Origin of the sequence: Pseudochrobactrum kiredjianiae, assembly GCF_030362795.1 — a bacterium.
Lineage (GTDB): Bacteria > Pseudomonadota > Alphaproteobacteria > Rhizobiales > Rhizobiaceae > Pseudochrobactrum > Pseudochrobactrum kiredjianiae.
Map to the genome: position 1 here is coordinate 19852 of NZ_JAUCBM010000002.1, position 26865 is coordinate 46716.

27 protein-coding genes are annotated in these 26865 nt (G+C 51.5%); 15 read left to right on the forward strand and 12 right to left on the reverse strand.

Going from position 1 to position 26865, the window contains the following annotated elements:
* Positions 1–8: 8 nt before the first annotated feature.
* Positions 9–899: a LysR family transcriptional regulator gene (locus tag QUF18_RS06160; protein WP_289386192.1), complete on the reverse strand. Its 891-nt coding sequence runs from the start codon at positions 897–899 to the stop codon at positions 9–11.
* Between the two features lie 181 nt (positions 900–1080).
* On the opposite strand from QUF18_RS06160, the gene QUF18_RS06165 reads away from it, so the two are divergent.
* Positions 1081–2091: a zinc-binding alcohol dehydrogenase family protein gene (locus tag QUF18_RS06165; RefSeq protein ID WP_289386193.1), complete on the forward strand. Its 1011-nt coding sequence runs from the start codon at positions 1081–1083 to the stop codon at positions 2089–2091.
* A 64-nt stretch (positions 2092–2155) separates the two neighbouring features.
* On the opposite strand, the gene QUF18_RS06170 is transcribed toward QUF18_RS06165, so the two are convergent.
* From QUF18_RS06170 to QUF18_RS06210, 9 genes are all read right to left on the reverse strand, one after another.
* The gene (locus tag QUF18_RS06170) at positions 2156–2935 is read right to left on the reverse strand and encodes an SDR family oxidoreductase (protein ID WP_289386194.1); all 780 of its coding nucleotides are present in this window, start codon (positions 2933–2935) and stop codon (positions 2156–2158) included.
* 27 nt (positions 2936–2962) lie between these two features.
* The gene (gene dgoD / locus QUF18_RS06175; RefSeq protein WP_289386196.1) at positions 2963–4111 is read right to left on the reverse strand and encodes a galactonate dehydratase; all 1149 of its coding nucleotides are present in this window, start codon (positions 4109–4111) and stop codon (positions 2963–2965) included.
* A 93-nt stretch (positions 4112–4204) separates the two neighbouring features.
* On the reverse strand, positions 4205–5128 hold the full coding sequence (locus QUF18_RS06180; RefSeq protein WP_289386197.1) for an aldose 1-epimerase: 924 nt from the start codon (positions 5126–5128) through the stop codon (positions 4205–4207).
* 12 nt (positions 5129–5140) lie between these two features.
* Complete coding sequence (locus QUF18_RS06185; protein ID WP_289386198.1) at positions 5141–6019, reverse strand: SMP-30/gluconolactonase/LRE family protein; 879 nt, start codon at positions 6017–6019, stop codon at positions 5141–5143.
* Positions 6012–6653, reverse strand: a complete 642-nt coding sequence (locus tag QUF18_RS06190) for a 2-dehydro-3-deoxy-6-phosphogalactonate aldolase (RefSeq protein WP_289386199.1) — start codon at positions 6651–6653, stop codon at positions 6012–6014. The genes QUF18_RS06185 and QUF18_RS06190 overlap by 8 nt, the downstream gene beginning before the upstream one ends.
* A gap of 3 nt (positions 6654–6656) precedes the next feature.
* Positions 6657–7607, reverse strand: coding sequence for a 2-dehydro-3-deoxygalactonokinase (locus QUF18_RS06195; RefSeq protein ID WP_289386200.1), 951 nt, complete (start codon positions 7605–7607; stop codon positions 6657–6659).
* Between the two features lie 5 nt (positions 7608–7612).
* Entirely contained in the window at positions 7613–8563 is a 951-nt protein-coding gene (gene araH, locus QUF18_RS06200) for an L-arabinose ABC transporter permease AraH (RefSeq protein ID WP_289386202.1), read from the reverse strand.
* Positions 8564–8566: 3 nt separating this feature from the next.
* Entirely contained in the window at positions 8567–10102 is a 1536-nt protein-coding gene (araG, locus tag QUF18_RS06205) for an L-arabinose ABC transporter ATP-binding protein AraG (protein WP_289386203.1), read from the reverse strand.
* A gap of 103 nt (positions 10103–10205) precedes the next feature.
* Positions 10206–11207 carry an arabinose ABC transporter substrate-binding protein gene (locus QUF18_RS06210; RefSeq protein WP_289386204.1) on the reverse strand — a complete coding sequence of 334 codons (1002 nt, stop codon included), beginning with the start codon at positions 11205–11207 and terminating at the stop codon, positions 10206–10208.
* Between the two features lie 249 nt (positions 11208–11456).
* Between QUF18_RS06210 and QUF18_RS06215 the strand changes: the two genes are divergently transcribed.
* From QUF18_RS06215 to QUF18_RS06225, 3 genes are all read left to right on the forward strand, one after another.
* Positions 11457–12191, forward strand: a complete 735-nt coding sequence (locus QUF18_RS06215) for a FadR/GntR family transcriptional regulator (RefSeq protein ID WP_289386205.1) — start codon at positions 11457–11459, stop codon at positions 12189–12191.
* A 261-nt stretch (positions 12192–12452) separates the two neighbouring features.
* Positions 12453–13610, forward strand: coding sequence for a CaiB/BaiF CoA transferase family protein (locus QUF18_RS06220; RefSeq protein ID WP_289386206.1), 1158 nt, complete (start codon positions 12453–12455; stop codon positions 13608–13610).
* A complete protein-coding gene (locus tag QUF18_RS06225; RefSeq protein WP_289386207.1) occupies positions 13607–14734 on the forward strand; it encodes an ABC transporter substrate-binding protein in 1128 nt (375 codons plus the stop codon). The genes QUF18_RS06220 and QUF18_RS06225 overlap by 4 nt, the downstream gene beginning before the upstream one ends.
* Positions 14735–14823: 89 nt before the next feature.
* On the opposite strand, the gene QUF18_RS06230 is transcribed toward QUF18_RS06225, so the two are convergent.
* Together QUF18_RS06230 and QUF18_RS06235 are read right to left on the reverse strand one after the other, a co-directional pair.
* Positions 14824–15672, reverse strand: coding sequence for an amidohydrolase family protein (locus QUF18_RS06230; RefSeq protein ID WP_289386208.1), 849 nt, complete (start codon positions 15670–15672; stop codon positions 14824–14826).
* Positions 15673–15705: 33 nt separating this feature from the next.
* The gene (locus QUF18_RS06235; RefSeq protein ID WP_289386209.1) at positions 15706–16485 is read right to left on the reverse strand and encodes an IclR family transcriptional regulator; all 780 of its coding nucleotides are present in this window, start codon (positions 16483–16485) and stop codon (positions 15706–15708) included.
* A 171-nt stretch (positions 16486–16656) separates the two neighbouring features.
* Between QUF18_RS06235 and QUF18_RS06240 the strand changes: the two genes are divergently transcribed.
* The 11 genes from QUF18_RS06240 to QUF18_RS06290 all read left to right on the forward strand — a co-directional run bounded on the left by QUF18_RS06240 (position 16657) and on the right by QUF18_RS06290 (position 26813).
* The gene (locus tag QUF18_RS06240; RefSeq protein ID WP_289386484.1) at positions 16657–17967 is read left to right on the forward strand and encodes an ABC transporter substrate-binding protein; all 1311 of its coding nucleotides are present in this window, start codon (positions 16657–16659) and stop codon (positions 17965–17967) included.
* 91 nt (positions 17968–18058) lie between these two features.
* Positions 18059–18952: a carbohydrate ABC transporter permease gene (locus tag QUF18_RS06245; RefSeq protein WP_289386210.1), complete on the forward strand. Its 894-nt coding sequence runs from the start codon at positions 18059–18061 to the stop codon at positions 18950–18952.
* Between the two features lie 2 nt (positions 18953–18954).
* The gene (locus QUF18_RS06250) at positions 18955–19833 is read left to right on the forward strand and encodes a carbohydrate ABC transporter permease (protein WP_289386211.1); all 879 of its coding nucleotides are present in this window, start codon (positions 18955–18957) and stop codon (positions 19831–19833) included.
* 7 nt (positions 19834–19840) lie between these two features.
* On the forward strand, positions 19841–20932 hold the full coding sequence (locus QUF18_RS06255; protein WP_289386212.1) for an ABC transporter ATP-binding protein: 1092 nt from the start codon (positions 19841–19843) through the stop codon (positions 20930–20932).
* Positions 20933–20934: 2 nt separating this feature from the next.
* Positions 20935–22050 carry a mandelate racemase/muconate lactonizing enzyme family protein gene (locus tag QUF18_RS06260; RefSeq protein ID WP_289386213.1) on the forward strand — a complete coding sequence of 372 codons (1116 nt, stop codon included), beginning with the start codon at positions 20935–20937 and terminating at the stop codon, positions 22048–22050.
* Positions 22050–22382: an L-rhamnose mutarotase gene (locus tag QUF18_RS06265; RefSeq protein ID WP_289386214.1), complete on the forward strand. Its 333-nt coding sequence runs from the start codon at positions 22050–22052 to the stop codon at positions 22380–22382. Before QUF18_RS06260 ends, QUF18_RS06265 begins: the two co-directional genes overlap by 1 nt.
* Positions 22375–23454, forward strand: coding sequence for a Gfo/Idh/MocA family protein (locus QUF18_RS06270; RefSeq protein ID WP_289386216.1), 1080 nt, complete (start codon positions 22375–22377; stop codon positions 23452–23454). The genes QUF18_RS06265 and QUF18_RS06270 overlap by 8 nt, the downstream gene beginning before the upstream one ends.
* Before the next feature lie 2 nt (positions 23455–23456).
* Positions 23457–23903, forward strand: coding sequence for a MaoC/PaaZ C-terminal domain-containing protein (locus QUF18_RS06275; RefSeq protein WP_289386217.1), 447 nt, complete (start codon positions 23457–23459; stop codon positions 23901–23903).
* A gap of 2 nt (positions 23904–23905) precedes the next feature.
* Positions 23906–24640, forward strand: coding sequence for an SDR family oxidoreductase (locus QUF18_RS06280; protein WP_289386485.1), 735 nt, complete (start codon positions 23906–23908; stop codon positions 24638–24640).
* Positions 24641–24676: 36 nt separating this feature from the next.
* Positions 24677–25522 (forward strand): fumarylacetoacetate hydrolase family protein, encoded by an 846-nt coding sequence (locus QUF18_RS06285; protein WP_289386219.1) that lies wholly within the window; start codon positions 24677–24679, stop codon positions 25520–25522.
* Between the two features lie 13 nt (positions 25523–25535).
* Positions 25536–26813, forward strand: coding sequence for an L-fuconate dehydratase (locus QUF18_RS06290; RefSeq protein ID WP_289386220.1), 1278 nt, complete (start codon positions 25536–25538; stop codon positions 26811–26813).
* The last annotated feature ends 52 nt before the right edge of the window (positions 26814–26865 follow it).

The window sequence follows — 26865 nt, forward strand, 5'->3', positions numbered from 1 at the left end:
ATACAAAATTATTCTGATGCTTTGAAAGCACCGGCAATGCGCTCAATCAGCATACGAACACGGCGGGGTTGCACAGCACTCTTTGGATAAACAATTTGTAGTGCCGTATGTCCCGCCGAATATTCCTTCAATATCTCGACGAGAACACCAGTCTTCAAATCATCTTCAACATCACGACTGGATTTCAGAGCAATACCATACCCTTCTTTGCACCATTGGCGCACAAGTCCGCCATCATTGACGATACGCCGACCATGCACCGTTACCTTGTGTGCTTGCCCGTCAACCAGAAACGGCCATTCACGATCTATGTTCTGACCGAAACGCATAATGATACATTCATGTTGTGCAAGATCATCAGGAGACTGAGGAATGCCGTTTGCTTCCAGATAAACGGGCGCTGCGCAAACAACGCGCCTGTTTTCACCAACCAGCTTTGACCGCAGCGTACTATCTGCTAACACTCCCTGACGGATTGCAAAATCCAATCCCTGCCCGATCAAATCAACATAACCATCCGTGAGATTGAGATCGACCGTCACCTGCGAATGTTCTGCCAAAAAACCATCAATGATCGGTACAATACGGTGTCGGCCAAAATCTTTTGGAGCGCTGAGCTTAATCGGCCCTGAAATTTTTTCCGATCCCAGTTGTATCCGGCTTTGTAGTTCCTCAGCCTCAGCCAGCAAGCGTCGCGCGCCGTCAACAAGCAGACGCCCCTCATCTGTCAAACTGATCGCCCGCGTTGTTCGCGTCAGTAATGTTGCGCCGTAATAGGTTTCTAACGCAGCCAGCCGTTCTGAAACAGTCGCAGGAGAAAGCCCAAGTTCACGGCCTGCGGCTGACATACCACCTTTTTCTACGATCCGGAGAAAAAGGGTAAGATGATTTAAAATCATTATTCGATTAATCCGAATTATAATTTTGAAATTAAATCAATTATCAGAATAAACCGCAAGGTGTAAATTCATTGGCAGAACAGAAAATCACAGGGCCATACAGGTTCGGTGACGGTTATGGCACCAGCCATCACACTAATCCGATAACTCATATTTCACACATTGCTTGAAGGATATTACTATGAAGGCCGTTGGATTTACCCGCTATTTGCCAGTTAGCGATCCGGAAGCTTTTCTCGACATCGAACTCCGGAAACCGGTGCCAACCGGCCATGATATATTGGTTCATGTGCGCGCCGTTGCAGTTAACCCTATTGACACAAAAGTCCGTGCTCCAAAGGACAAAATTGAAGAGAGCCCTCGCATTATCGGCTACGATGCCGCCGGTATTGTCACTGCTGTCGGATCAGATGTCACCCTGTTTAAAACCGGAGATGAAGTTTTCTATGCTGGTGATATAACCCGCTCAGGCACTAATCAGGAATTTCATCTTGTTGATGAGCGGATTGTCGGGCGCAAGCCCAAAAGCCTGTCTTTCGCCGAAGCTGCCGCGCTCCCGTTAACAGCCATTACCGCCTATGAATCCTTTTTCCATCGTTTGAAAATTGATCTCAATGGTAGTGATGCTGGCAAATCGATTTTAATCATTGGCGGAGCCGGCGGGGTTGGTTCGATCGGTATACAACTCGCAAAACGCGCCGGTCTGGCGGTTGTTACCACAGCGTCACGCCCGGAAACAATTTCATGGGTACGGGAACTCGGTGCAGACCATGTAATCAATCATCGCCAGCCACTGATTGCACAGATAGCCGCACTTGGTTTTGACTATGTCGATTATATCGCTATTTTCAATGATATGCGCCACTGGAACGATGCTGTTGAGCTCATCCGTCCGCAAGGCGCCATCGTCACAATCGACGATACAAATCTGCCAATGCCGATGGAGCGCATGAAAACCAAAGCAGCCAGCCTGCATTGGGAGCTGATGTTTACACGTTCCATGTTTAAAACGCCGGACATGGTAGAACAGCATAAACTGCTATCTTTTATTGCGGATGAAATCGATGCCGGACGTTTGCGTACCACGATTTCGGAAATTCTCTCACCGATTAATGCAACCAATCTACGGGAAGCCCATCGCCGGATTGAAACAGAAACGGCCAAAGGCAAAATCGTGCTTGAGGGTTTTTAAAACAAGCTCGTCAAAAACACCACGCTGTGCAGAATTATCCGGCACAGCGTGGTTGCTTTCTCACTTACACGGCATGCTGCAAAACACTCAAACCGCCGTCAATAGTCAGACAGCTTGCCGTCATAAACGGGCACTCGTCCGAAATCATAAACACTGCTGCCATCGCAATTTCCTGCGTCGTCGCAATGCGTCCGCCTGGGTGCAGGCGCATGGTTTCAGCTTCTGCAGCCACCGGATCAGGAAAACTATTCCAGTAATCCACGTTCTTCTGCGTCAGCACATAACCCGGTGCAATTGCATTCACCCGTACCTGTTGTGGTGCATATTCCAGCCCCAGTGACTTGGTCATACCAAGCAATGCATGTTTTGCCAGCGGATACGGAAAAGTATGCGGAATAATGGTGAAGGAATGCGTGGAAGCAATATTGAGAATGGCGCCGCCGCCCTGCTCTATCAATCGTGGCAACACAGCCTTACAACAGTTCCACGCACCTTTGAGGTTAACGTCAAAACAACGGTTCCATGCTTCATCATCCATCTCCAGCGGCTTGCTGAAGACATTGATACCGGCATTATTGACCAGTGCATTAATCTGTCCGATTTCCGCATCGGCCTGCATGAAAACACGTTCAATCGCTTCTGCATCAGAAATATCTGCCTGAGCAAAACCAACTTTCGCACCACTCTCCCGTAAGCTCAGTGCTTCTTTTTCCAGCAATGCGCCATCTGTATCAATCAGGAACAGAGCCGCTCCCTCTTGGGCAAAACATTGTGCAATAGCAAGCCCGATCCCTTGTGCGGCGCCGGTAACAAAAATACGTTTTCCGATCAGACGATCAACCATAATAACTATCCTTTTTGAACGCCCGATTTACCACTCAGCGAAGCTACCGTCTTCGTGACGCCAGACCGGATTGCGCCAGCGATGTCCGGTCTTTGCCCGTTCAATCACATAGGCCTCATCCACCTCGACACCCAAACCGGGCCCTTGCGGAATAGAAACAAATCCGTCTTTATAATCAAAGACTTCACGATTGGTGATATAATCCAGAATGTCATTGTCCTGATTGTAATGGATATTCAGGCTCTGCTCCTGAATAAAGGCATTATAGCTCACAGCATCGATTTGCAGGCAGGCCGCCAGTGCTATCGGCCCGAGCGGACAATGCGGCGCCAGTGCAATATCATAGGCCTCTGCCATTGAAGCAATCTTGCGGCATTCGGTGATCCCGCCCGCATGAGACAAATCAGGTTGGATAATATCCACATACCCGCCGGAGAGAATATTTTTGAAATCCCAGCGAGAGTATAGGCGCTCTCCGAGTGCAATCGGGGTGGATGTATGGTTGGCGATCTCTTTCAGCGCTTCATAATTTTCAGACAAAACCGGCTCTTCGATGAACATCAGCCTGAACGGGTCTAACGCTTTTGCCAGCACTTTCGCCATTGGCCGGTGTACGCGTCCATGAAAATCCGCGCCAATCCCGACATGCGGCCCCACCGCATCGCGCACTGTACCGATCGTTTCCACAATTGCATCAATCTTGGCATAACTGTCAACAATCTGCAGCTCTTCCGCGCCGTTGAGCTTCAAAGCCGTGAAACCGCGTTCAACCATTTCTCGCGCATTGCGTGCCACATCAGACGGGCGATCACCGCCGATCCATGAATAGACTTTGATGCGATCACGGCACTGGCCGCCGAGCAACTGATGCACCGGCACATTCAGTGCCTTGCCTTTAATATCCCACAAAGCCTGATCAATACCGGCAATCGCGCTCATATGCACCGCACCACCGCGATAAAAACCGCCGCGATACATGACATTCCAGTGGTCTTCGATCAGGAACGGGTCTTTACCAATCAGATAATCCGCCAGTTCATGCACCGCCGCTTCAACCGTCAATGCACGACCTTCAACAATCGGCTCTCCCCAACCGGAAATCCCCTCATCGGTTTCCACTTTTACAAACAGCCAGCGCGGCGGCACAATATAGGTCGTGAGCTTGGTGATTTTCATTTTGTTACCCTTTTATCAAGCAATTCCAGTAAAAGTGGGAACCGGTTTTGCGTCAGGAAATGCGTAAAAACAAAAATGGAGCATTTCCCTGTTCTAATTAAAACTGGAATGCTCCAGACCTGATGTTTGAAGGTACTCAGGCTGCAAGCGAATTGTTCCAGACAGGCTTTCAGACGGTTGCAATATCTTCAACCCGCCATAGTCACTCCGGCAGTGATCCCCTGCCATATGGGACATCGGCTCCAGACAAAAATAATCCGAGCGGGATTGCGGTTCCGGCACACCGTGCGGCGCATAGAGAAAGAACCGGTCAAATAGCGGGTCGGCGCTGATCGTCAGCGCTGTGTTCTGTTCCGGCCAGACAATACGGGCTTTGCCGTCCCACCCTTCAAATCCGTTATTCACCCAATGATCGGGCAATTGTTTCAATGTGCTGAAATTCAGATCATCCGGCAGATCAATACGGCTCTCAGGCAAGAAGCCCGCTCCTTGCGTCCACATCTTGTGTGCATTGAGCTGTAATTGTGTTTGCTCGCTCAGATGAAAATACGGATGCCAGCCCAGCCCGAAAGGCATGGCTCTGTCACCTTTATTGGTCACGCGCATGGTGAGACTGAATCCTGTCTCATCCAGGCTGAAAACCTGCTCCGCTTCATAGATAAAAGCAGCTCCAGCTTTATTGTACGTAAAACGTAATACCAACCGGTGATCTGATATTTCCGCAACCTGCCAGATGCCCTGCCAGCTCTCGCCGTGAATATAGAGGGGATCATCATCCGTATTGGGTTGAAACTGGTAGTCATATTCCTCAAAACTGAAATGGTTTTGCGGGATACGGTTGCCGAACGGAATGAGCGGAAAACCACCGGTTTCGACGGGTGCAACGGCCATGTTTTTGGCTTCACGTAACAGCGGAACCCTCTTTTCCAGTTCAATCCACCAGAGGTCATGCACAGTACCGCCTTCAGTGGCAATATGGGCCTCGAATTGTGCCGTTTTCAAAATGATAATGCTCATGGACACTTCCGATCAGGCAATTTTAATATCAGGATCAAACCTGCCTTTGAATGGCAAATCCAGCACAAAGGTAGCGCCTGCAGGTTGTTGCTGGCGTGCGGCCTCATCCATGCCAAGCCACGCAGAGGTGACCAGCATTTGGTTCGCATCCTTGCCAACAAAAGCAGGACAACTCGGCTGTGAAACAGGCAAAGCAATCGAGCGCAGAAAACTGCCATCCGGTGCATATCCGGCAATCTGTGAACCGTCCCATAGTGCCACCCAGAAATTGCCTTCTGCATCCACAATCGCGCCATCGGGGTTGCCCGCAGGAAACGCAGTCAGAAAGACTGATGCCTCACCAACCGGCAGCCCGTTAGCGGGATCGAGCAAAACGCGCATCACTTTGCGCAAAGCAGTGTCTGCAAAATAGCCGACAGCCCCGTCAGGCGAGAAACAAATGGCGTTACTAATAGTGATCTTGTCGAAAATCTTGCGCAACGCACCCTTATAATACCAGTAAATTGCACCGGCTTCCGGCTCTGCCTGCCAGCCCATGGTACCGAGCCAAAGTGCCCCGCTTGGATGCACCCGCGCATCATTGGAACGGGTTAGCGGATTATCAGCCTCAAGCTCCAGATGCAGGGATAAATCCCCCGTTGTTACATCACGCAGATATAAGCCGCGCTCGGTGAAAACGAGTTGCGTATGCCCATCCACGCGCGCCAGCGCACTGGCCGCCAAAGGCAGTTCATGCTGCCTGCTGACGCCACTCCCGAACTGATATTCACAAAGTTTCGCATTCAGAATATCGAACCACCATGCTGTATCTGTATGAGGATCATAGGTCGGCCCCTCACCCAGCTTGCATAGCGGAACATTGAGCGCAGCAGGCATAAACATCTCAGCCATGAACATCACCGAAGGTTTCATCATAGGCTGTTATGGTCAGGCGCGCTTTTGCCCGCACAGTTTCAGCACTGTCACCCGGTCGATAAAGGCTGGAACCAATGCCGAATGTTCGTATACCGACACGGGCATAGTCGCTGAAATTCTGATCCGATACACCGCCGACTGCCCCGATGACTGCATTTTCAGGCAGAATCGTTTTAATCGCCGCAATACCGGAAGCACCTAGCGATCCGGCGGGAAAAAACTTCAATGCGGATGCACCGCTGCGGATTGCCAGCAAAGCTTCACTTGCCGTGTAACAGCCGGGCATTGTAATCAGCCCGCAGGACGAGGCATGGCTAATCACATCAGCATCCGTGTTCGGGCTCACCATAATCCGCCCGCCAATATCCGCAAGCTGTTGCGCATCCGCTGTTGTCAGTACCGTTCCTGCACCAATCAGAACCTTATCACCGAATAATTTCACGGCCTTTTCAATCGACGCCCACGGGTTCGGCGAGTTGAGCGGAATTTCAATAACCTCAAAACCTTCCGTAATCAGGGCTTCAAGAACCGGTTCAACCTCATCATTGCGGATACCGCGAATAATCGCTACCAGTGAGCGTTGTAATGATGGCCAGATGACAGAACCCATGATTTATTCCTTTGAACCCGACATATCGGCAACCGGCCACAACCGGCTTGCCGCTGCAAATAATCCCTGCCGGACAACTGTTTCACCATTATGAAGGATGACGTCAAAACCCGCCTGTTGCAGAACAGCCTGATAAAGTCTGCCAAGCGCTCCCGTGGCCAGCAATCCGATTGTGCCGGTGCCATAGAGTTGCTTTACACGGCCGATTTCACTGCCGATCAGCAGGCCGGAGAGATGCGCTGCCCCATCTGAATGTTCTTCAAATCCAAGTAATTGGGATGCCCGAACGCCAAAAAGGCTCTCCGCCATACGCGCCGGTTCTGCGAGTGCCGTTTCAACCGCACGGACAAATGCAGGCGCGCTTGAATCAAAGTTCAACTCTGCGTCTACGGCATGCCGGAGAATGGAATTTTGTGACAGTACCGCAAATAATTCACCGGTCATGAAGGTGGTGAATTGTGTGACAATACCGCCTTCCACTTTTGTCCATTTGCTGTGTGTGCCAGGCATGCATATCAGGCCATAGGGCATGAAGGCTGCAATCCCTGCCAGCTGTGTTTCCTCCCCACGCATGACATTTGCGGAGTGCTGTTCCCGCTGCGCTAAACCCGGCAGAATACGGATGTCCCGTGTCTGATGCTCAATTCTGAGGGCTTGCGTGGCCAGCCCGTCCAGTGGCGTCGGCAGGTTGATATAAGGTGCTTCCGCCCATCCTTGCCGTGCTCCGGCCATACCGCAAATCATAACCGGCAGATTTGCGGGCGCATCCAGCTTTTGCAAATGCTTTTCCAGCACAGGTGCAAAGCCCGCTGCGCCACCTGATGAAGAACAATGCATCATCCCTTCATCACTGCGGCTCTCACCCAGCACATAACCTTGAGCATCTGTGATCCAGAGACGAAAGCTGCTCGTTCCCCAGTCCGCTAAAGCGTAATTCATTACCGGCTCTGCCATTGTGATCACCCTCTGAAACCAACGATATTTGAGCGCAGGTTATCAAGCAGCACGGCGATAAGAAGTATGCACCCACGAACAACATATTGATAAAAGGCCTGAATATTCAGCAGGTTCATAACATTCTCGGCAATGCCCATAATCAGCACACCAACAATCACACCCAGCATCGCGGCGCGACCACCGGCAAGCGAAACGCCGCCGAGCACACAGGCTGAGATCACAGATAATTCCAGTCCGGTTGCCGCATTCGGCTGGCCGGATGTAATGCGCGATGCCAGCAAAATACCGGCAATACCGCATACCAGTCCTTGCAGAGCAAAAATCCAGACCCGCATAGAAACCACATTGACGCCGGCAAGGCGTGAGGCTTCGGGATTACCACCGATAGCCAGTGTGTTTTTACCAAAAACCGTACGGTTCAACACAAAGCCAAACACCACGAACAGCAACAGCATCACCCAGATCGGCGTCGGAATACCGAGGAATTTTGACAGTGCCAGCTGATAGAATGACGGATCATTGATGCCGACAGCGCGCCCGTCACTGGAGATAAGCGCCAGTCCGCGCACAATCTGCATCGTCGCGAGCGTGGTGATCAGAGCATTAATGCGAAATTTTGCAATGACAACGCCGTTGAATAGCCCGACGATAAAACCACCTGCCAATGCCGCCAGCAAACCGAGAAAAATTGATCCCGTAGCATTGGATGCCATCACCGCGATCATGCCGGTAAAAGCAACGGTCGAGCCAACAGACAAGTCAAAATCACGCGATGCGAGACAGAACATCATGGTACAGGCAACTATGCCGATAGTGACCACAGATTGTAAAAGCCCGAGCATATTACGCTCAGTCAGGAAGTTTGGCACCGTCAGCGCAACCACTGCAAAAGCCAGCAGGAAGATAACCACAAGACCTTGTTCACCAAGCAGAATTTTTTTAATTGAAGTCATCGTTCAGGATACCTTTTGTAATGATCCGGCTGCCGCTTCAGAGACGGTCTTATCCGGTAGTGCCGCTTTAAGAATTGCGCGGTCATTGAAATTGACGCGCTTAAAGCTGGCCGCAATCTGCCCTTCGCACATCACCATAATCCTGTCAGAAATGCCCATCACCTCTGGCAACTCACTGGAAATCACCACAATCGCCATACCGTTTTCAGCAAGCTGATAGAGAATTTCGTAAATTTCAGCCTTGGCACCGACATCAATGCCGCGTGTCGGTTCATCAATGATCAGCACTTTGATATTCTGCTCAGCAAGCCAGCGACCAAGAATAACTTTCTGCTGGTTGCCGCCCGACAGATTAACAATATCCTGCTTACGTGACGGCGTGCGGACCCGCAGTTTTGCGATATAAGTCTCGGCCAGTTCTGCTTCCCTTTTCGGGCGGATCAGCCCAAACGGCGAAAAATGACGGCGGGCAGAAACAGCGATATTCTCCTCAATGGAGCGTCCCTGAATAATTCCGTCAAATTTGCGATCCTCGGGACACAATACAATCCCTGCACGGATCGAACTGCGCGGATCATTCGCGGCGACTTTTATCCCCTCAACGCTGACCGTACCCGTGTGGCGTTGATCTGCGCCGTGAATCAGGCGACTCATTTCAGAGCGCCCTGCCCCAATCAGCCCGAAGAAGCCTGTAATTTCGCCAGCCCGCACCTCAAAATTAACAGGTACAGACAATTTGCTACCACTCAGATTTTCGACCTTCAGCAGCACTTGATCGCTAATATTACGGCTGCGCCAGCCCCAGATATTGCTGATTTCACGACCAACCATTTCAGAAATAATCTGATCGCGGCTCACATTTTCAAGACTTGCGTGATGCGCTGCCAATTTGCCGTCACGCAATACCGTCAGACTGTCGCAAAGCTGAAAAATCTCATCCAGACGATGAGAAATATAGAGGATAATCTTACCCTCGGCTTTCAATCGTCCGATCAACCGGAACAGGATTTCGCTTTCCCGCGATGACAGAGAAGATGTCGGCTCATCCAGTGCGATAATACGGGCATCAAGCATGACCGCTTTGGCAATTTCCACCATCTGCCGCTCGCCAATGGAAAGATGCGCAACCTTGGTGGCCGGATCAATATCGATGCCAATCATCCGCAGCTTTTCACCAACCTCTTTGGCCAGCGCTTTAAAGCTGATCAGTCCGGCTTTGGCAGGATAACGCCCGAGCAATAAATTCTCAGCAACACTCAGCTCCGGCACCAGCTGCAATTCCTGATGAATAACAATCACACCGGCATCAAATGCATCCCGCACAGTGGCGTATTTCTGCACCTCGCCATTAATGATGATTGCACCGCTATTTGCCTGCTGATCGCCCGAAAGCACACGAATAAGCGTGGATTTACCCGCGCCGTTCTCCCCCATCACCCCGTGTACGGCACCTTTGGCAACATTGAAAGATACGTCAGTCAGCGCTTTGACGCCGGGATAAAATTTGGAAATATTTTTAAACGTCAGGAAGTCATCCATGCTGCACCTGTCTCTCAGCAGTGGTTATGCCACTTGAACAATAAAGTCTGAAAATGAGAGCCGGAACGATATGTTTTCCGGCTCTCAAACATTCAAAGCACAGTTATTCGATGCCAAGTTCTTTACGAACAGCAGCATAATTATCGCGCAGTGCAAGCTGACCCGATGTCAAAGTCAGTTTTTCCGGCTCTTTGCCATCGGCAAGCCATGCATACATATTCATGGCAGTTTCATAGCCGTGGCGTTTTGGTGAAATAATCACAGTCCCATAGAAACCGGTCGCGTTTGGTTTTTTGAATTCATTGATCGCGGAATCCGCACCACCAATGCCAACTGCAATAACATTTTCTGAAGGAACGCCCACGCTTTCCGTAGCACGCACGGCACCCAGAACAGATTCATCATTCAGACCAACTGCAACCCAATGTTTAATGCCGGCATTCTTGTTAAGGACAACAGTTGAAGCGTTCAACGCTGCTTCAGTATCGGTTTTCGCTTGCGGAGCGGCGAAAATATTCGCTTCCGGCAAACCGTTTTCTTTCAATACCGAAAGCGCACCTTCAACACGATCAACAGCCGTTGGCAGCTGGTCATAGGAAACACGGATAGCACCGACATCTTTCCAGTCCCATCCGCGCTTTTTGACTTCTTCACTAATAGCACGGCCAACTTCTTCACCAATTTTGGTAGCGGAAATGCCCATATGCACCACGTCTTCCAGCGGCTGTCCATCAGCGCCGACAAGACGGTCATCAACTGTCATGAGTTTCAGGCCATTGGCCTCAGCCTTGGCAATAATACCAGGTCCGAGCTTGACATCAGGCGTACAAATAATCACGCCGGTTGCACCCTGAGCTGCCAGATTATCCAGCGCAGACTGAACTTTTTCGCCGTCTTCCGCACCGATTTTGACCAGCGTGAAACCTTTTTCTTTTGCCGCTACATCGGCAAATTTCCACTCATCCTGAAACCATGGTTCTTCCGGCTGTTTAACAACAAAACCGATTTTAATATCTGCCGCATAGGCAGCGGATGATCCGGCAACAGCAGCATAGACTGTTCCGGTCATGATACCGGCCAAAGCGGCCGCTTTTAGAAAATGCATTTCTTTCCTCCCAAAGAATGCAGCACCCAGACTGGGCTTATAGCGCAGTAAAAAGTGCAATTGTCCTCCAACAATATGTGAGGCTAAATCAAATCATCATACTGGTCAATACATCTTGTATGATGATTTAAAATTCATCATAATACATAAGAAGACAAAAATATTATCTTATGGCATATAGCACCACAGATCGAAGCTCTACCTGACGAAATGCCTGTGATTCCAGCCATAGCAACTGAGAGACATACCGTGACTGAAATATCGGAGCAGCAACAAACCACTCCCTCCCGTGCGCAGCGTCCGCGCGTGCAGAAAAACGTCACGGCAATGATGGCAACTGAAATTCTGAATGGCCGTTATGCACAAGGCACGATGCTGCCAAGGGAAAATGATCTCTGTGAAGAATATGAAGTCAGCCGTACGGTTATTCGGGAAACGATTAAAACACTCGAATCCAAAGGCTTAGTGCGCGGAAAACCACGCATTGGCACAATGGTCTGCGATCAGGATGACTGGAACCTGCTCGATCAGCAAGTCTTAGACTGGCTGGGTCCGCGTATTGTCGATCTTGATTTGCTGCTGTGCGTTCTGGAAGCCAGACGTGCCATTGAGCCGGTGGCCGCAGAACTCGCAACCCAGCGCGCCTCTGCTATGGATATTGCTGCTCTGGAAATAGCGTGGAACCGTATGAATGAGGCGGGTGGCGATATTGAAGCATTCACACAGGGCGATGTTGATTTCCACATTGCCTTATTGCGTGCCAGCCATAATCAGGTATTTCGTCAACTTTGCGGCATTATTGAAGCCGCGCTGCGTTACACGCTCTATACGTCGAATGATGCTGTTCCAAGCCGGGAAGAGGCAATCTCAGAGCATCTGGAGCTGATAGAGGCAATCCGCTTGCGCGATAAAGAACGTGCGCGAAAAAGTTCGCACAAAATGCTTGATCTTGCTGCCCGCGATCTCGGGATGATCAATCAATAACGAGGCGACAACTTACCTGTCATCCAAGAACAAATAAGGCGGCTATTCAGCCGCCTTATTTGTTTCATCCATTGTCAACCGCATTCAGGTGATCTGTAACAGCGTCCTCTTATACTGCCCCCACTCGCCAATTGTTAAAGCGACACACATCCTGAGCACTGGCTTAGCGCGCTTGTTATTTGCTGTTTTCAACCTTGCTATAAAGTAATTCGCATGTGAATATTACATTCAAATACGAATTATCCGGGAGGGTATAATAAAATGACAGAGAATGAGCTTCCGCTCAGCGGACTTGTAGTTTTAGATATGAGCCAGTTTTTATCTGGCCCTTATTGCTCGCTGAGGCTCATGGATTTGGGTGCCCGTGTTATTAAAATTGAGCGTCCCGACGGAGGTGATTTATCTCGCGGCCTTTATTTGAGCGATACGGAAATTGGCGGCGACTCCACGATCTTTCACGCCATTAATCGCGGCAAAGAGAGCATTGCGCTTGATTTGAAAAATCCTGACGATCTGGCATCGTTGAGAAAACTCATCGCTCAGGCAGATGTGGTCATTCAGAACTTTCGCCCCGGCGTTATTCAACGGCTCAACCTCGATTACGAAGCTGTAAAAGCACTCAATCCGCGCATCGTCTATGCGTCCATCAGCGGATATGGCGAAGAAGGTCCGTGGGTCTCACGGCCGGGGCAGGATTTGCTGGCACAGGCGCGTTCAGGTCTGATGTGGCTCAATGGCGATGAAGGGCAAGGACCGGTACCGTTTGGTCTGGCCGTTGCCGATATGCTGGCAGGCGCGGCGGCTGCGCAAGGTATTCTTGCAGCGCTCGTCCGTCGAGGGATTACCAATAAAGGCTCGCATGTCGAAACCAGCCTGCTGGAAGCGCTCGTCGATTTTCAGTTCGAAGTCCTGACAACCTATCTCAATGACGGCCGCCGCCTGCCAAAACGCTCAAGTTTCCGCAGCGCCCATGCATATTTGTCTGCGCCATATGGTGTTTATCAGGCTTCAGACGGCTTTCTGGCAATTGCAATGATGCCGATACCAAAACTCGCAGCGCATCTGGAGATGCCGGAACTAGCGCCATTTGCAGAGGACAGCGCAAGCTGGTTCACAAAGCGGGATGACATTAAACGGCTGATTGCCGCCCGTATTGCACAAAAAACTGTCGATGACTGGCTCGCGGTACTGGAACCCGCCGATATCTGGTGCGCCCGTGTGTTGAACTGGGAAGAGCTTCTCTCAAGCGAAGGTTTCTCGGTGCTGGATATGTTGCAAACTGTTACCCGCGAGGATGATGTTGCTATTACAACCACACGATCACCGCTCCGCATTAACGGGCAGCGCGCAAAGATCGACAATGCAGCCCCCCGTATTGGCCAGCATAGCCAAAACATCAGAGAGGAATTCGGACTATGAGCTCTGTCCGTCTGAAAGGTATGACCTGGAACCATCCCCGTGGTTTTGATCCTCTCGTCGCCGGCGCTGCACAATGGTTCAAAGATAAAGGCGTTGAAATCTCATGGGAAAAACGTTCCCTGCAAGATTTTGAGACGTTTTCGGTCGAGGAACTTGCACGCAATTTCGATTTGATCGTGATAGATCATCCGCATGTCGGGCAGATTACCAAAGAAAACTGCCTTCTCCCGCTCGACATGGCCGGTCATGAAGAGGAACTGCGCGCGCTTGCTGAAGGCTCCGTCGGAGAGTCTTTTCCAAGTTACAACTGGCAGGGACAGCAGTGGGCCTTGCCGCTGGACGCGGCGGCGCAAGTGCAGGCATGGCGACCCGATCTCATGATCAATCCGGCGGCATCATGGGATGACGTTTTGCAATTGGCTTGCGCAGGTAAGGTTTTAATTCCGTTACTTCCGCCTCATTCGCTGATGAGTTTTTATACATTGGCTGCCAATGCAGGAAAACCATGTTTTGAAAAAGACGTATTTATCGCGCTTGAGGATGGTTGTGAGGCCTTTGAAAAATTACGAGCACTTGCCGCTTTGGTGAAGCCGGACTGTTTTCAGATGGATCCAATTGCTGTGTTCGAAGAGATGGCCGCGCCGCAATCCGGCATTGCCTGCACACCCTTGATTTACGGCTATGTAAATTATGCTATGCCAGAGTTTCGTGAGCGTCTGATCCGCTTTGCCGATATTCCAGCTGGTACGGCAGGTGTGGCGGGTTCTGCTCTGGGCGGAACCGGTATTGCTGTTTCCGCATTCACGCAGCATTCTCAGGCAGCCAGTGATTTTGCTTATTGGATTGCAAGCGGCGAGGTGCAGAAAGGGCTCTATGCTGCCTCTAACGGACAGTCCGGTCATGCGAGCGCTTGGGAGGATGATGGTGTCAATCGGGCTGCATATGATTTTTATCGTCAGACAAGAGCAACGCTCGAAGGCGCATGGGTGCGACCGCGTCATGATGGATATATGCCCTTTCAGGATGCGGCGTCCCAACGGATCAACAAAGCTCTGCAGGAGAACGAAACGTCAGAAACAGTCATAACTGATCTTAATCGACTTTTCGCGGAAAGCTTCAAATAAGATTAAAGTGAAATCGACAGAGCGTTTCTGATTTAGCAGAAACGCTCTATCACTGTTGTCTCATGTCTTTTCAACCCGCAACCGGAGATTTACAGCTTCCAGATCCGGCGCGCATTCTCTGACAAGAGCTGCGCCTTTTCACTTTCACTGCAGCCTTCAAGCAAGGCATGGGTTGCGGCAACCCACACAGATAATCCGCCACCGGCCGGGCTCGCCAAAGTGCAGACCGGCCAGTCACTTCCCCACACCACCCGATCCCAACCGAATGCATCAATAACATGCTCAACATAGGGGCGCAGCGTCCCGACATTCCAACTATCAGCATTACAATAGGCGACGACGCCGGAAATTTTAGCCATAACATTCTTGCGTTTCGACAGCTCCGAAATGCCCTCTTTCCAGCTCTCCAGCGCACCGGATTTAATGTCGGGGATGCCGCAATGATCCAGAATAAAGGTCATATCAGGTGCCACATCAGCAAGTGCTGCCGCTTTATCAAGCTGGTGTGGTAAGACGCAAAGATCAAATGTCAGACCAGAGCCCTGTATCTGTCTGATGTTTTCTCTGAAAAGAGGCTGCGCGGAAAAATCATCCGGCATAACATGCAGAACACGACGAAATCCTTTTACAAAACCATTGCTGCGTTGTTGTTGCAAATCATCCGAAAAACCAGCGTCTTCCGGGCGACAAGAAACAATCGCCCCCTTGATAAAACCACCTGATTCCCGTGCTGTTTTTTGAATATATTCTGTCTCCGCATGCATCAAATCGGGGGCAGCGTCTGCTTCCATATGCAGTGCAGAATTTATACCGCAGCGTTCAGCCTCTTGCCGGTAAGTTGCGAATAAATAATCTCTGTCCAATGTAGGCGCACTGGCAAGCCAAGGGTAATTTAATGCAGTCTTGTCAATAAGATGCAGATGAGTGTCGATCAACATGGCAGGTCCTCCTCCGACCAGTTTTCTCTGAATTTATTCTGTAGCCGCGATATCTGCACCAACAAGTTTCGAGAGATCCTTAACCGTTTTTTGCAGTAAATTTATTGTCTGAGTTATATCGGGACCTGATGATGAATTGACCAGCGTTACGTAAGGACAGGTGAGCGCTGCAATACAGGTACCATCAGAGCCAAGAATGGGCGCAGAAAGATTATAAACACCAGCCATTTGCGCACTCGGCATCATTTCATAGCCACGCTCACGTATCTGATCGAGCCGCTCATAAAAACCCTGTCCCAGCTGCACCTTTTCATCGTTTCTTATATGCGCAGCAATCATCATTTCGCGTTCTTCCGGCGAGCTGAAAGCCAGAAGAATATGGCCGGAGCCGGTATCAAACATACTAATATGTGAGCCAACCCGAATAGAAATGCCCCAATAATCCGGTGCTTCCTGCTGGGCAATCACCACAACAGAACCACGATCAAACACCGCAAGCTGGTTCGCCTGTTTTGAGGCCTGAGCCAGATCACGCATGTACGGCATTGCAAATGAGGCAAGGCGGCGGACAGGCGCATGCAGCTGCCCCAAACCAAAAAGCTTGAGTGTTAAACTATAGCGGTCACCGTCGAGTTTGGTCACATAACCACGTTTCACCAGACGATCGAGCATCCGGTAAAAAGAATTCGGATTGCGATCCAGATGTTTTGAGATTTCAGCCTGCGTCAACCCGCCATCAACCGTGGCGAGCAGCTCTAAAATATCCAGCCCTTTATCAAGGGCAGGAGCGCGGTAACGATCGTCAATATCCATAACAATCTCCTCAATGAAATCCAGCTTTCATATATGAAGGCGAAAACTTGTTAAAGTTAGTATTACACTTAAACCAGCTTGACCACTGCTGAATATTATGTTTGCATATAAATATTAACTTCACAAATGGGGAACAGGCAGAATACTGCCGGAAGTTAGGAGGAAAAAATGATGAAAGCATCATGGATGCTGGCAGGCACAACTGCGCTTGCCATATTAACCAGCCAGACATATGCCGCAGACTTGCCGGGCACATTTAAAGATGTGACTATCAATGCCAAGTTGATTGGCGGCCAGCAATATGAGGCCCTTTATTCGCGTATCGCTGACTGGGAGAAAGCGACAGGCGCCAAGGTCAATATTCTGTCTAAGAAAAATCACTTTGAGCTGGATAAGGAAATCAAGTCCGACATAGCTTCCGGCTCGGTCAATTGGTGTGTGGGATCAAACCACTCATCCTTTGCACCGCAATATCCTACGCTTTATGCGGATTTAACCACGCTGATCCCGCAAGAAGAAATTGCAAAATTTGTGCCTGCGGTTATTGGTGCCTCGACACTGAATAACAAGCTGGTCATGCTGCCGCGCGCGCAGTTCGATGTGTCAGCGCTCTATTACCAAAAAAACCTCTATAGCGACGACGCTAAAAAAGCCGCATTTAAAGAAAAATACGGCTATGATCTGGCGCCGCCAAAAACATGGAAAGAAGTTTCCGATCAGGCTGTATTCTTTGCCGACCCGCCAAATTTCTATGGCACGCAGTTTGCAGGCAAGGAAGAAGCCATCAACGGCCGCTTCTATGAAATGCTGGTCGCTGAAGGCGGCGAATATCTTAAAGACGGCAAACCTGCTTTCAATTCGGAAGCCGGTGTTCGTGCGCTCGACTGGTTCGTCAACCTCTATAAGGCTAAAGCCGTTCCTGCCGGTACGACCAACTATCTCTGGGATGAGCTGGGCGCTGGCTTTGCTTCCGGCACCATTGCACTCAATCTGGACTGGCCGGGCTGGGCGTCTTATTTTAACGACCCTAAATCTTCGAAAGTCGCTGGTAATGTCGGCATTATTGTTGCGCCAACAGGCTCATCTGGCAAACATACCGGATGGTCTGGCCATCACGGTTTTTCTGTTACAGAATCCTGCGATAATAAAGAAGCCGCAGCCTCTTTGGTCTGGTTCCTGACCAATGAAGATTCCCAGAAACAGGAATCTGCTGCTGGCACACTGCCAACACGTACCGCTGTCTGGGATTACGTTATTCAGCAGGCCGCATCAGATCCGTATAAAACTGAAGTTTTGACTGTCTTTCAGGAAGCTGCAACGCATGCATTCCCTGTTCCGCAAACACCGTCATGGATTGAAATCTCCAATGCAGTTTATCCGGAACTTCAGGCAGCGATCCTCGGAGATAAAACCTCTCAACAGGCACTGAATGATGCCGCTCAAAAAGCGACACAAATTCTGGAAGACGCCGGAGAACTCTAATCCGGCCTGATACTGAAATGACCTGTCGTGTGCGTATCTCCCGACGGGTCATTTCAACTATGCGCGTGCCAAGCCATCGTTTGGGAAAACAATGTTAAAACGTCTTTCTCCACCGACACTTCTGCTTTTGCCTGCCTTCATCATCCTTGCAGCAGTTGTTCTGTTTCCTCTTATCCTGTCACTTTATTCGAGCTTCACGCCGTTCCGGCTGACGCGCCCTGACAGTTTGTTCAAGTGGATTGGATTGCGGAATTATGAACGCATTTTGACTGACTGGGTATTCTGGGCAGCCTTTTTGCGCACCGTGGTTTTTCTGACAATTGCGCTTAATCTGGAAATGCTGCTTGGTCTCGGCTTGGCGCTCCTCGTCAATAAAGCCACACGTGGTCAGCGCGTTTTGCGTACCATGATGATGTTCCCGATGATGTTCTCGCCGGTACTCGTCGGCTTCCAGTTCAAATTTATGTTCAACGACAATATTGGTCTGGTGAATAATGCACTGCAATCACTCGGCATAACGGATGCCGCTATACCTTGGCTGATCGACGGCAATCTGGCGCTGTTTGCCATTCTGATGGCAGAAGTCTGGATGTCGACTTCGGTGTTTGCGATCCTTATTTTGGGTGGTCTTCTGTCCATGCCGCAGGATCCAGTAGAAGCCGCGCGCGTTGATGGTTGCACGCCATGGCAGACATTCCGCTATGTTATCTGGCCTTATCTGATGCCATTTGCCTTCATCGCGATGACTATTCGGTCGCTCGATGTGGCGCGTGCTTATGACATTGTGAAGATCATGACCGATGGTGGCCCAGCACGGCGAACCGAGCTGATCTGGACGCTTGTCGGGCGCACGGCCTATTCGGATGCGCAAATGGGGCTTGCTAACGCTATGGCCTATGTCGCGATCCTGCTTTCGATCATTTTCACCGTAATCTTCTTCCGCAAGCTTGCAGCCGCACGTGCGCAAATCGGAGCGGAGTGGTAATCATGGCTTCCAAAACCCTCTCTAATGATCAGCATCGCCTGCTGCGTCGCGTTAAAAAAGCCGCCTATCTGATTGGCCTGTTTCTGGCGATGACGATCATCTGTCTGCCGGGACTGTGGATCGTGCTATCCTCGCTGCGTCCGCCGGTTGAAATCATGGCAAAGCCGCCCGTGTGGATTCCGCAAGAAATCACGCTCGACGCTTATTATGCAATGTTTTCAGGTGCAGGTGCTGGCGGTATTCCGGTCTGGGATTATTTCCGCAATTCACTGATTATCTCGGTAACATCAACAATCATTGCGCTGATTGTCGGCGTTTCGGGCGGCTATGCCTTTGCGCGCTTCCGCTTCTGGGGTAAGTCGACGACCTTCCTAGGCCTCATGTTGACGCGTTCGGTGCCGGGCATTGCCCTCTCGCTTCCACTGTTCATGCTCTATTCGCGCATTGGCATTATCGATACGCATTTCGGCCTGATTATCACCTATGTAGCGCTCAATGTGCCGTTCACGATCTGGCTAATTGACGGTTTCTTTCGTCAAGTGCCGAAAGACTTGGCAGAAGCAGCCCAGATTGACGGCTGCACGCGCTGGCAGGCTTTCTGGCAGGTGGAATTTCCGCTGGCTGGTCCCGGCATTGCAACCGCCGGCATCTTCGCCTTCCTCACCTCATGGAACGAATATGCGCTGGCTTCCCAGCTTACCCGTTCCATTAATTCCAAGACCCTTCCTGTTGGTCTTCTCGATTACACCGCTGAATTCACTATCGACTGGCGTGGCATGTGCGCGCTGGCGGTCGTGATGATTATTCCGGCGCTGACCCTCACATTCATCGTTCAGAAGCATCTTGTTGCTGGTCTGACGTTCGGCGCGGTTAAAGGTTGATATTAAAATGGCTCAGCTTTCCATTAAAAATCTCGTCAAGCGCTACGGCGCAATTGAAGTGGTGCATGGCATTAATCTTGAAATCGCCGACAAGGAATTTGTAGCACTTGTTGGCCCGTCCGGCTGTGGCAAGTCCACGACATTGCGCATGATCGCAGGTCTCGAAAGCATTTCCGACGGCGTGCTCGAAATCGGCGGCAAGGTGGTGAACGATCTTCCGCCGCGTGATCGCAATATCTCCATGGTGTTTCAGTCCTATGCGCTTTATCCGCATATGTCGGTGCGCGAGAATATGGGATTTTCGCTCAAAATCGCCAAGCAACCAAAGGCGGAAATTGACCGCCGTGTGAATGAAGCGTCAGCCATTCTTGGTCTTGAAACGCTGATGGAGCGGCGTCCGGCGCAACTTTCGGGCGGTCAGCGCCAGCGCGTTGCCATGGGTCGCGCCATCGTACGCAATCCTGAAGTGTTTTTGTTTGACGAACCGCTTTCCAACCTCGATGCGAAGCTGCGCACGCAGATGCGCACGGAGATCAAGAAGCTTCATGCCAAGGTGCAATCCACGGTCGTCTACGTGACGCATGATCAGGTTGAGGCCATGACACTGGCTGACCGCATCGTCATCATGCGCGATGGTCATATCGAACAGATCGGGACACCGGATGAAGTGTTTAAGCGCCCAGACACACAGTTTGTTGCAGGCTTTATCGGCTCGCCGCCGATGAATATGGCCGAGGCAACAGTGCAAGCGTCAGAGCTGGTCTTTGCCAATGGTGACCGCTTGCCGGTTCCTGCCCAATTCAAGGCCAAGGTTACGGATGGTGCCAAGGTGACGTTCGGCCTGCGTCCGGATGATCTTTTCCCGAAAGGCCACGGCCTTTCGTCGGGTGAGGCCATTCACGAAGGTGGTTTGCGCGTTTCCATCACCGAGCCACTCGGCAATGAAACACTGGTTTTTGCCGAATTCGCAGGCAAGGAATGGGTAGCGCGTATGTTGAACCCACGCCATCTGCAACCGGGCGAAACCATTCCTATGCAATTTGATTTGTCGCAGTCGCATCTGTTTGATGCGGCAAGCGGCAAAAGTTTAGCGGTATAATCATGGCACGTATTGAAAAAGTTGAACTGCGCATGGTGGACTTACCACCGAAGGTCAAGCGCACTGATGCGATCCAGAGTTTTGTCAGTCAGGAAACACCAATCGTTACCATCACAGACAGTGATGGTGCGGTGGGGACAGGTTATAGCTACACCATCGGCACCGGCGGTTCATCGGTCATGCGCTTGTTGAACAACCATTTGGTGCCGCTGATTATCAATGAGGATGCGGATTGCATCGAGGCGATCTGGCGCAAGCTCGAATTTGCGACCCACGCCACAACCATCGGCGCAATTACAGCTTTGGCGCTTGCTGCCATTGACACGGCACTTTGGGATTTGCGTGCGAAGAAACAGAACCTGCCGCTATGGAAGCTTGCTGGCGGCGCCAAGGATCGTTGTCCGCTGTACACGACCGAAGGCGGCTGGCTGCATATCGAGAAAGAAGCGCTGGTCGAGGATGCGCTAGCCGCCAAAGCCAAGGGGTTCTCTGGCTCCAAAGTGAAGATCGGCAAGCCACATGGTTCGGAAGACTATGAGCGTCTTTCGGCTGTTCGTGCAGCCGTAGGCGACGGCTTTGAGATCATGACCGATTGCAATCAGGGCTTTACGGTGGACGAAGCAATCCGTCGTGCCGAACGTCTGAAAGAGTTGGACCTCGCATGGATTGAAGAGCCGCTTCCGGCGGATGATCTTGACGGTCATATCCGCCTGAATCGCTCGACCGCGACACCCATTGCTGTAGGTGAATCGATCTATTCGATCCGCCATTTCCGCGAATATATGCAGAAGGGCGCTTGCTCCATCGTGCAGGTGGATGTGGCGCGTATCGGCGGTATCACGCCATGGCTGAAAGTGGCACATGCGGCAGAAGCTTTCGACATTCCTGTCTGCCCGCACTTCCTGATGGAATTGCATGTCAGCCTCACCTGTGCCGTGCAGAACGGGCGCTATGTCGAATATATTCCGCAGCTTGATGATCTGACCACCAAGGGTATGGAAACTCGTGATGGCCACGCCATTGCACCATCAGAACCGGGCATTGGTATTGCATGGGATTGGGATGCCGTGCGTGCACGTTCGATTTCTGAATTTACACGCGAGATCGTGAGGTCGTAATGATTCAAAGAATGGGAATGGTGATCGGACTTAAGCCTGAAAAGATCGCAGAATATAAGAAGCTGCACGCGAGCGTGTGGCCGGAAATTCTCGCACTTATTTCCGAGTGCAACATCACCAATTATACGATCTTTCTCAAAGAGCCGGAAAATCTGCTGTTTGGCACATGGGACTATGTCGGCACTGACTTTGAAGCCGACATGAAAAAGATGGCCGCTAATCCTAAAAATCAGGAATGGTGGTCCGTCTGTATGCCGTGCCAGAAGCCGCTTGAAACCCGTAAAGAGGGTGAGTGGTGGGCAATGATGGAGGAGGTTTTCCATCATGACTGAGGTCTTTGATCCCAAAACCCTGCGCCAGTGGTGGGCCAAACCGTCCGAGCCAAAGCCGATTGTTATTTTTGGTGCGGGCAGCATTGTCGGCGACGCGCACTTGCCCGCCTATAAGAAGGGCGGCTTTCCGGTTGCAGGTATTTTCGATCCCAATCTGGAAAAAGCATCCGCGCTTGCCGACCAGTGGGGCATTAAGGCCTTTGCAAGTCTTGAAGCCGCAATTGCGGTTGAAGACGCAATCTTCGATCTGGCAACACCGCCGTCAGCTCATGCTTCGATCCTCGCGCAATTGCCGGAAGGTTCTGCGTGTCTCATCCAGAAGCCGATGGGCAGCGACCTCGCCGCCGCAACGGAGATTCTGAAAGTCTGCCGTGCACGCAATCTCAAAGCTGCTGTGAATTTTCAGCTGCGTTTCGCGCCGATGATGCTCGCTCTTTACGACGCCGTCGATAAGGGCTTGCTTGGTGAAGTGGTCGATTTCGACGCATGGCTGGCGCTTGCTACCCCTTGGGGTCTGTGGCCGTTCCTGAAAGGTCTGCCGCGTATCGAAATCGCCATGCATTCAATCCATTATCTGGATTTCGTGCGTGGCCTGCTTGGCAATCCGCGAGGCGTTCACGCCAAGACTATTGGCCATCCGAGCCATGAAGTTTCCCAGACCCGTACGGCTGCGATCCTTGATTATGGCAACCGTGTCCGTTGCGCGCTGTCGATCAATCATGACCATGATTTCGGCCGCAAGTTTCAGGCATGCGAGTTCCGCATTTGCGGCACCGAAGGGGTTGCCTATGTGAAACTTGGCGTCAATCTCGACTATCCGCGTGGCGAACCGGACGAACTTTGGATCAAGCCAAAGGGCGGAGACGACTGGGTGCACGTTGCGCTTCAAGGCGCATGGTTTCCGGATGCATTCTTAAACCGCATGGCGCAATTGCAGCGTTTCGCCACTGGTGAAGATGCAGAGCTTATCGGCTCGGTCGAAGATGCATGGCACACGATGGCGCTGGTCGAAGCGGCCTATCAGTCAAGCGCTGCTCCTGCCACGCCGCTTGCTGCAAAACCGGAGTTTTGATCATGTCTGAACAGGTGATCTATTTTGAAGATTATGAACTTGAGGCTCAGCGCATAACCTATGGCCGCACGATCACCGAAACGGATTTCGTGGTTCATGCTGGTCATACGGGCGATTTCTTTCCGCACCACATGGATGCGGAATTTTCAAAAAACCTGCCTGGTGGTCAGCGTATCGCGCATGGCACGATGATCTTTGCAATCGGCGTCGGCCTCACGGCAACGCTGATTAACCCTGTTGCGTTTTCCTATGGCTATGACCGTCTTCGGTTCGTGCGTCCGGTGCATATCGGCGATACGATCCGCACGCGCGTGACGATCAGCACAAAAGAAGACGACCCGAAAAGAACAAATTTGGGCCGCGTTACCGAGCGGTGCGAAGTGCTTAATCAGCGGGACGAAGTGGTGCTTGCATGCGACCACATCCTGCTTGTCGAACGGAAGGCATGACTATGACGATACGATTTGATGGAAAAACTGCGCTGATCACAGCCGCAGCCCAAGGCATTGGTCGTGCGAGTGCGCTGGCATTTGCTGAGGCCGGTGCCAAGGTCTATGCGACCGATATCAACGAGAGCGCCCTCAAGGAACTCGAAGGCGTTTCGGGTATCATCACCCGCAAACTCAACGTGCTTGACGAGGCGGCAGTGAAGGCGCTTGTTGCCGAGATCGGTCAGGTCGATATCCTGTTCAACTGCGCGGGCGTCGTCCATGGCGGTTCGATTTTGGAAATGAAGGACGAAGACCTCGATTTCGCGATCAATCTCAACATCAAGGCGATGATCCGCACCATTCAGGCCGTGCTGCCGGGTATGCTGGAACGCAAGGACGGTGCGATCGTCAACATGGCGTCGGTCGCTTCAAGTGTGAAGGGCGTGCCGAACCGCTTTGCCTATGGCGTCACCAAGGCGGCTGTCATCGGTCTGACTAAGGCTGTTGCTGCCGATTATGTTGCCAAGGGCATCCGCTGCAACGCCATCTGCCCCGGTACGGTTGAAAGCCCGTCGCTGCAAGATCGTCTGCGCGCGCAGGGCGATTATGAAGAGCAGCGTGCTGCCTTCGTCGCGCGTCAGCCAATTGGCCGCATCGGCCAGCCGGAAGAAATTGCCGATCTCGCGGTCTATCTCGCGGGTGCGACCTATACCACGGGTCAGGCGTATAACATTGATGGAGGCTGGACGATTTAAGTTCGCCTGCTGCTAATCCCCACAAGGAGTAAACTCATGAAATTTCTTCGCTTTGGCGAAACCGGACAGGAAAAGCCGGGTCTTCTCGATGCTGACGGTAATATCCGTGATCTGTCCGCCCATGTCAGCGATTTGTCGGGTGCTGTTCTCAACCCTGAAGCGCTTGCCAAGCTCGGTTCGCTGGATGTCAACGCCCTGCCAAAGGTCGAAGGCAATCCGCGTCTTGGTCCATGTGTTGCAGGCACCGGCAAGTTCATCTGCATCGGCCTCAACTATTCCGACCATGCAGCTGAAACGGGCGCGACCGTACCACCTGAACCGATCATCTTCATGAAGGCGACTTCCGCCATTGTTGGCCCGAATGACGATCTGCTCATCCCGCGCGGTTCGGAAAAGACCGACTGGGAAGTCGAACTCGGCATCGTTATCGGCAAGACCGCGAAATACGTTTCGGAAGAGGATGCGCTTGATTATGTTGCCGGCTACTGCACCATCCACGACGTTTCCGAACGCGCCTTCCAGATCGAGCGTCAGGGGCAGTGGACCAAGGGTAAGTCTTGCGACACGTTTGGTCCAACCGGCCCATGGCTGGTGACGAAGGAAGAAATCGCTGATCCTGAAAACCTTGCCATGTGGCTCAAGGTCAATGGCGAAACCATGCAGGACGGTTCCACCAAGACCATGGTTTATGGCGTGCGCCATCTGGTTTCTTACCTGTCGCAGTTCATGTCGTTGCAGCCGGGCGATATCATCTCCACCGGTACGCCTCCGGGCGTTGGCATGGGCATGAAGCCACCGCGTTATCTCAAAGCTGGCGACACTGTAGAACTCGGCATCGAAGGTCTCGGATCCCAGAAGCAGAACGTGCGCGCTGATATTTAAGGCGAAATAAACCATGACGAAAATTACTGATCTGCGCGTCTTTGATCTGCGCTTCCCGACTTCGCAAAGTCTGGACGGTTCTGACGCGATGAACCCGGACCCGGACTACTCGGCGGCTTATGTCATCCTCGATACGGATGACGAAGCGCTGAAGGGCCACGGCCTCACCTTCACCATTGGTCGCGGCAATGACATCTGCTGTCAGGCCATTCTTGCCATGCGCCATCTGGTGGTCGGCACCGATCTCGACACTGTCCGCGAAGCTCCCGGCAAGTTCTGGCGCCATCTGACAAGCGACAGCCAGTTGCGCTGGATTGGCCCTGAAAAGGGTGCGATGCATCTGGCAACCGGCGCTGTGGTCAATGCTTTCTGGGATCTGCTGGCCAAGCAGTCCGGCAAGCCGGTCTGGCGTCTGGTGTCGGAAATGTCGGCAGAAGAAATCGCAGATATTGTCGATTACCGCTATATCACGGATGTGCTGACCCGCCATGAAGCCGTCGAAATTCTGCGCAAAGCAGAAAGCGGCAAGGCGGAACGTATCGCCAAAATCGAAGCCACCGGCTATCCTTGCTATACGACCTCGGCTGGCTGGCTTGGCTATGGCGACGATAAGTTGCGTCGTCTTTGTCAGGAAGCGATTGATGAAGGTTTCAACCACATCAAGATGAAGGTTGGCCGCGATCTCGAAGATGATATTCGTCGTCTCACCATCGCGCGTGAGGTGATTGGTCCGGATCGTTATCTGATGATCGACGCCAATCAGGTCTGGGAAGTAGATCAGGCAATCGAGTGGGTCAACAAGCTTGCCTTCTCTAAGCCGTTCTTCATCGAAGAACCAACCAGCCCGGATGATGTTGCAGGCCATCGCAAAATCCGCGAAGCCATTGGCGATGTGAAAGTTGCGACCGGCGAAATGTGCCAGAACCGCATCATGTTCAAGCAGTTCATCGCGGAAGGTGCCATCGACATTGTTCAGATCGACAGCTGCCGCATGGGTGGCCTGAATGAAGTTCTGGCCGTGCTGCTGATTGCTGCGAAATACAATAAGCCGGTCTGGCCGCATGCGGGCGGTGTTGGTCTTTGTGAATATGTGCAACATCTTTCGATGATCGATTATGTTGCCGTTTCAGGCACGATGGATGGTCGTGTGATCGAATATGTCGACCATCTGCACGAGCATTTCATCGAGCCATGCATCATCAAGAATGCGGCTTATATGCCGCCATCGCTGCCGGGTTTCTCGATTGAAATGAAGCCACAATCGATTGCGGATTATATTTTCCGAGGCTGAGAATAGTTCTTGCGACACAGTAATCCGACCGCTGCATTGCTCAATGCAGCGG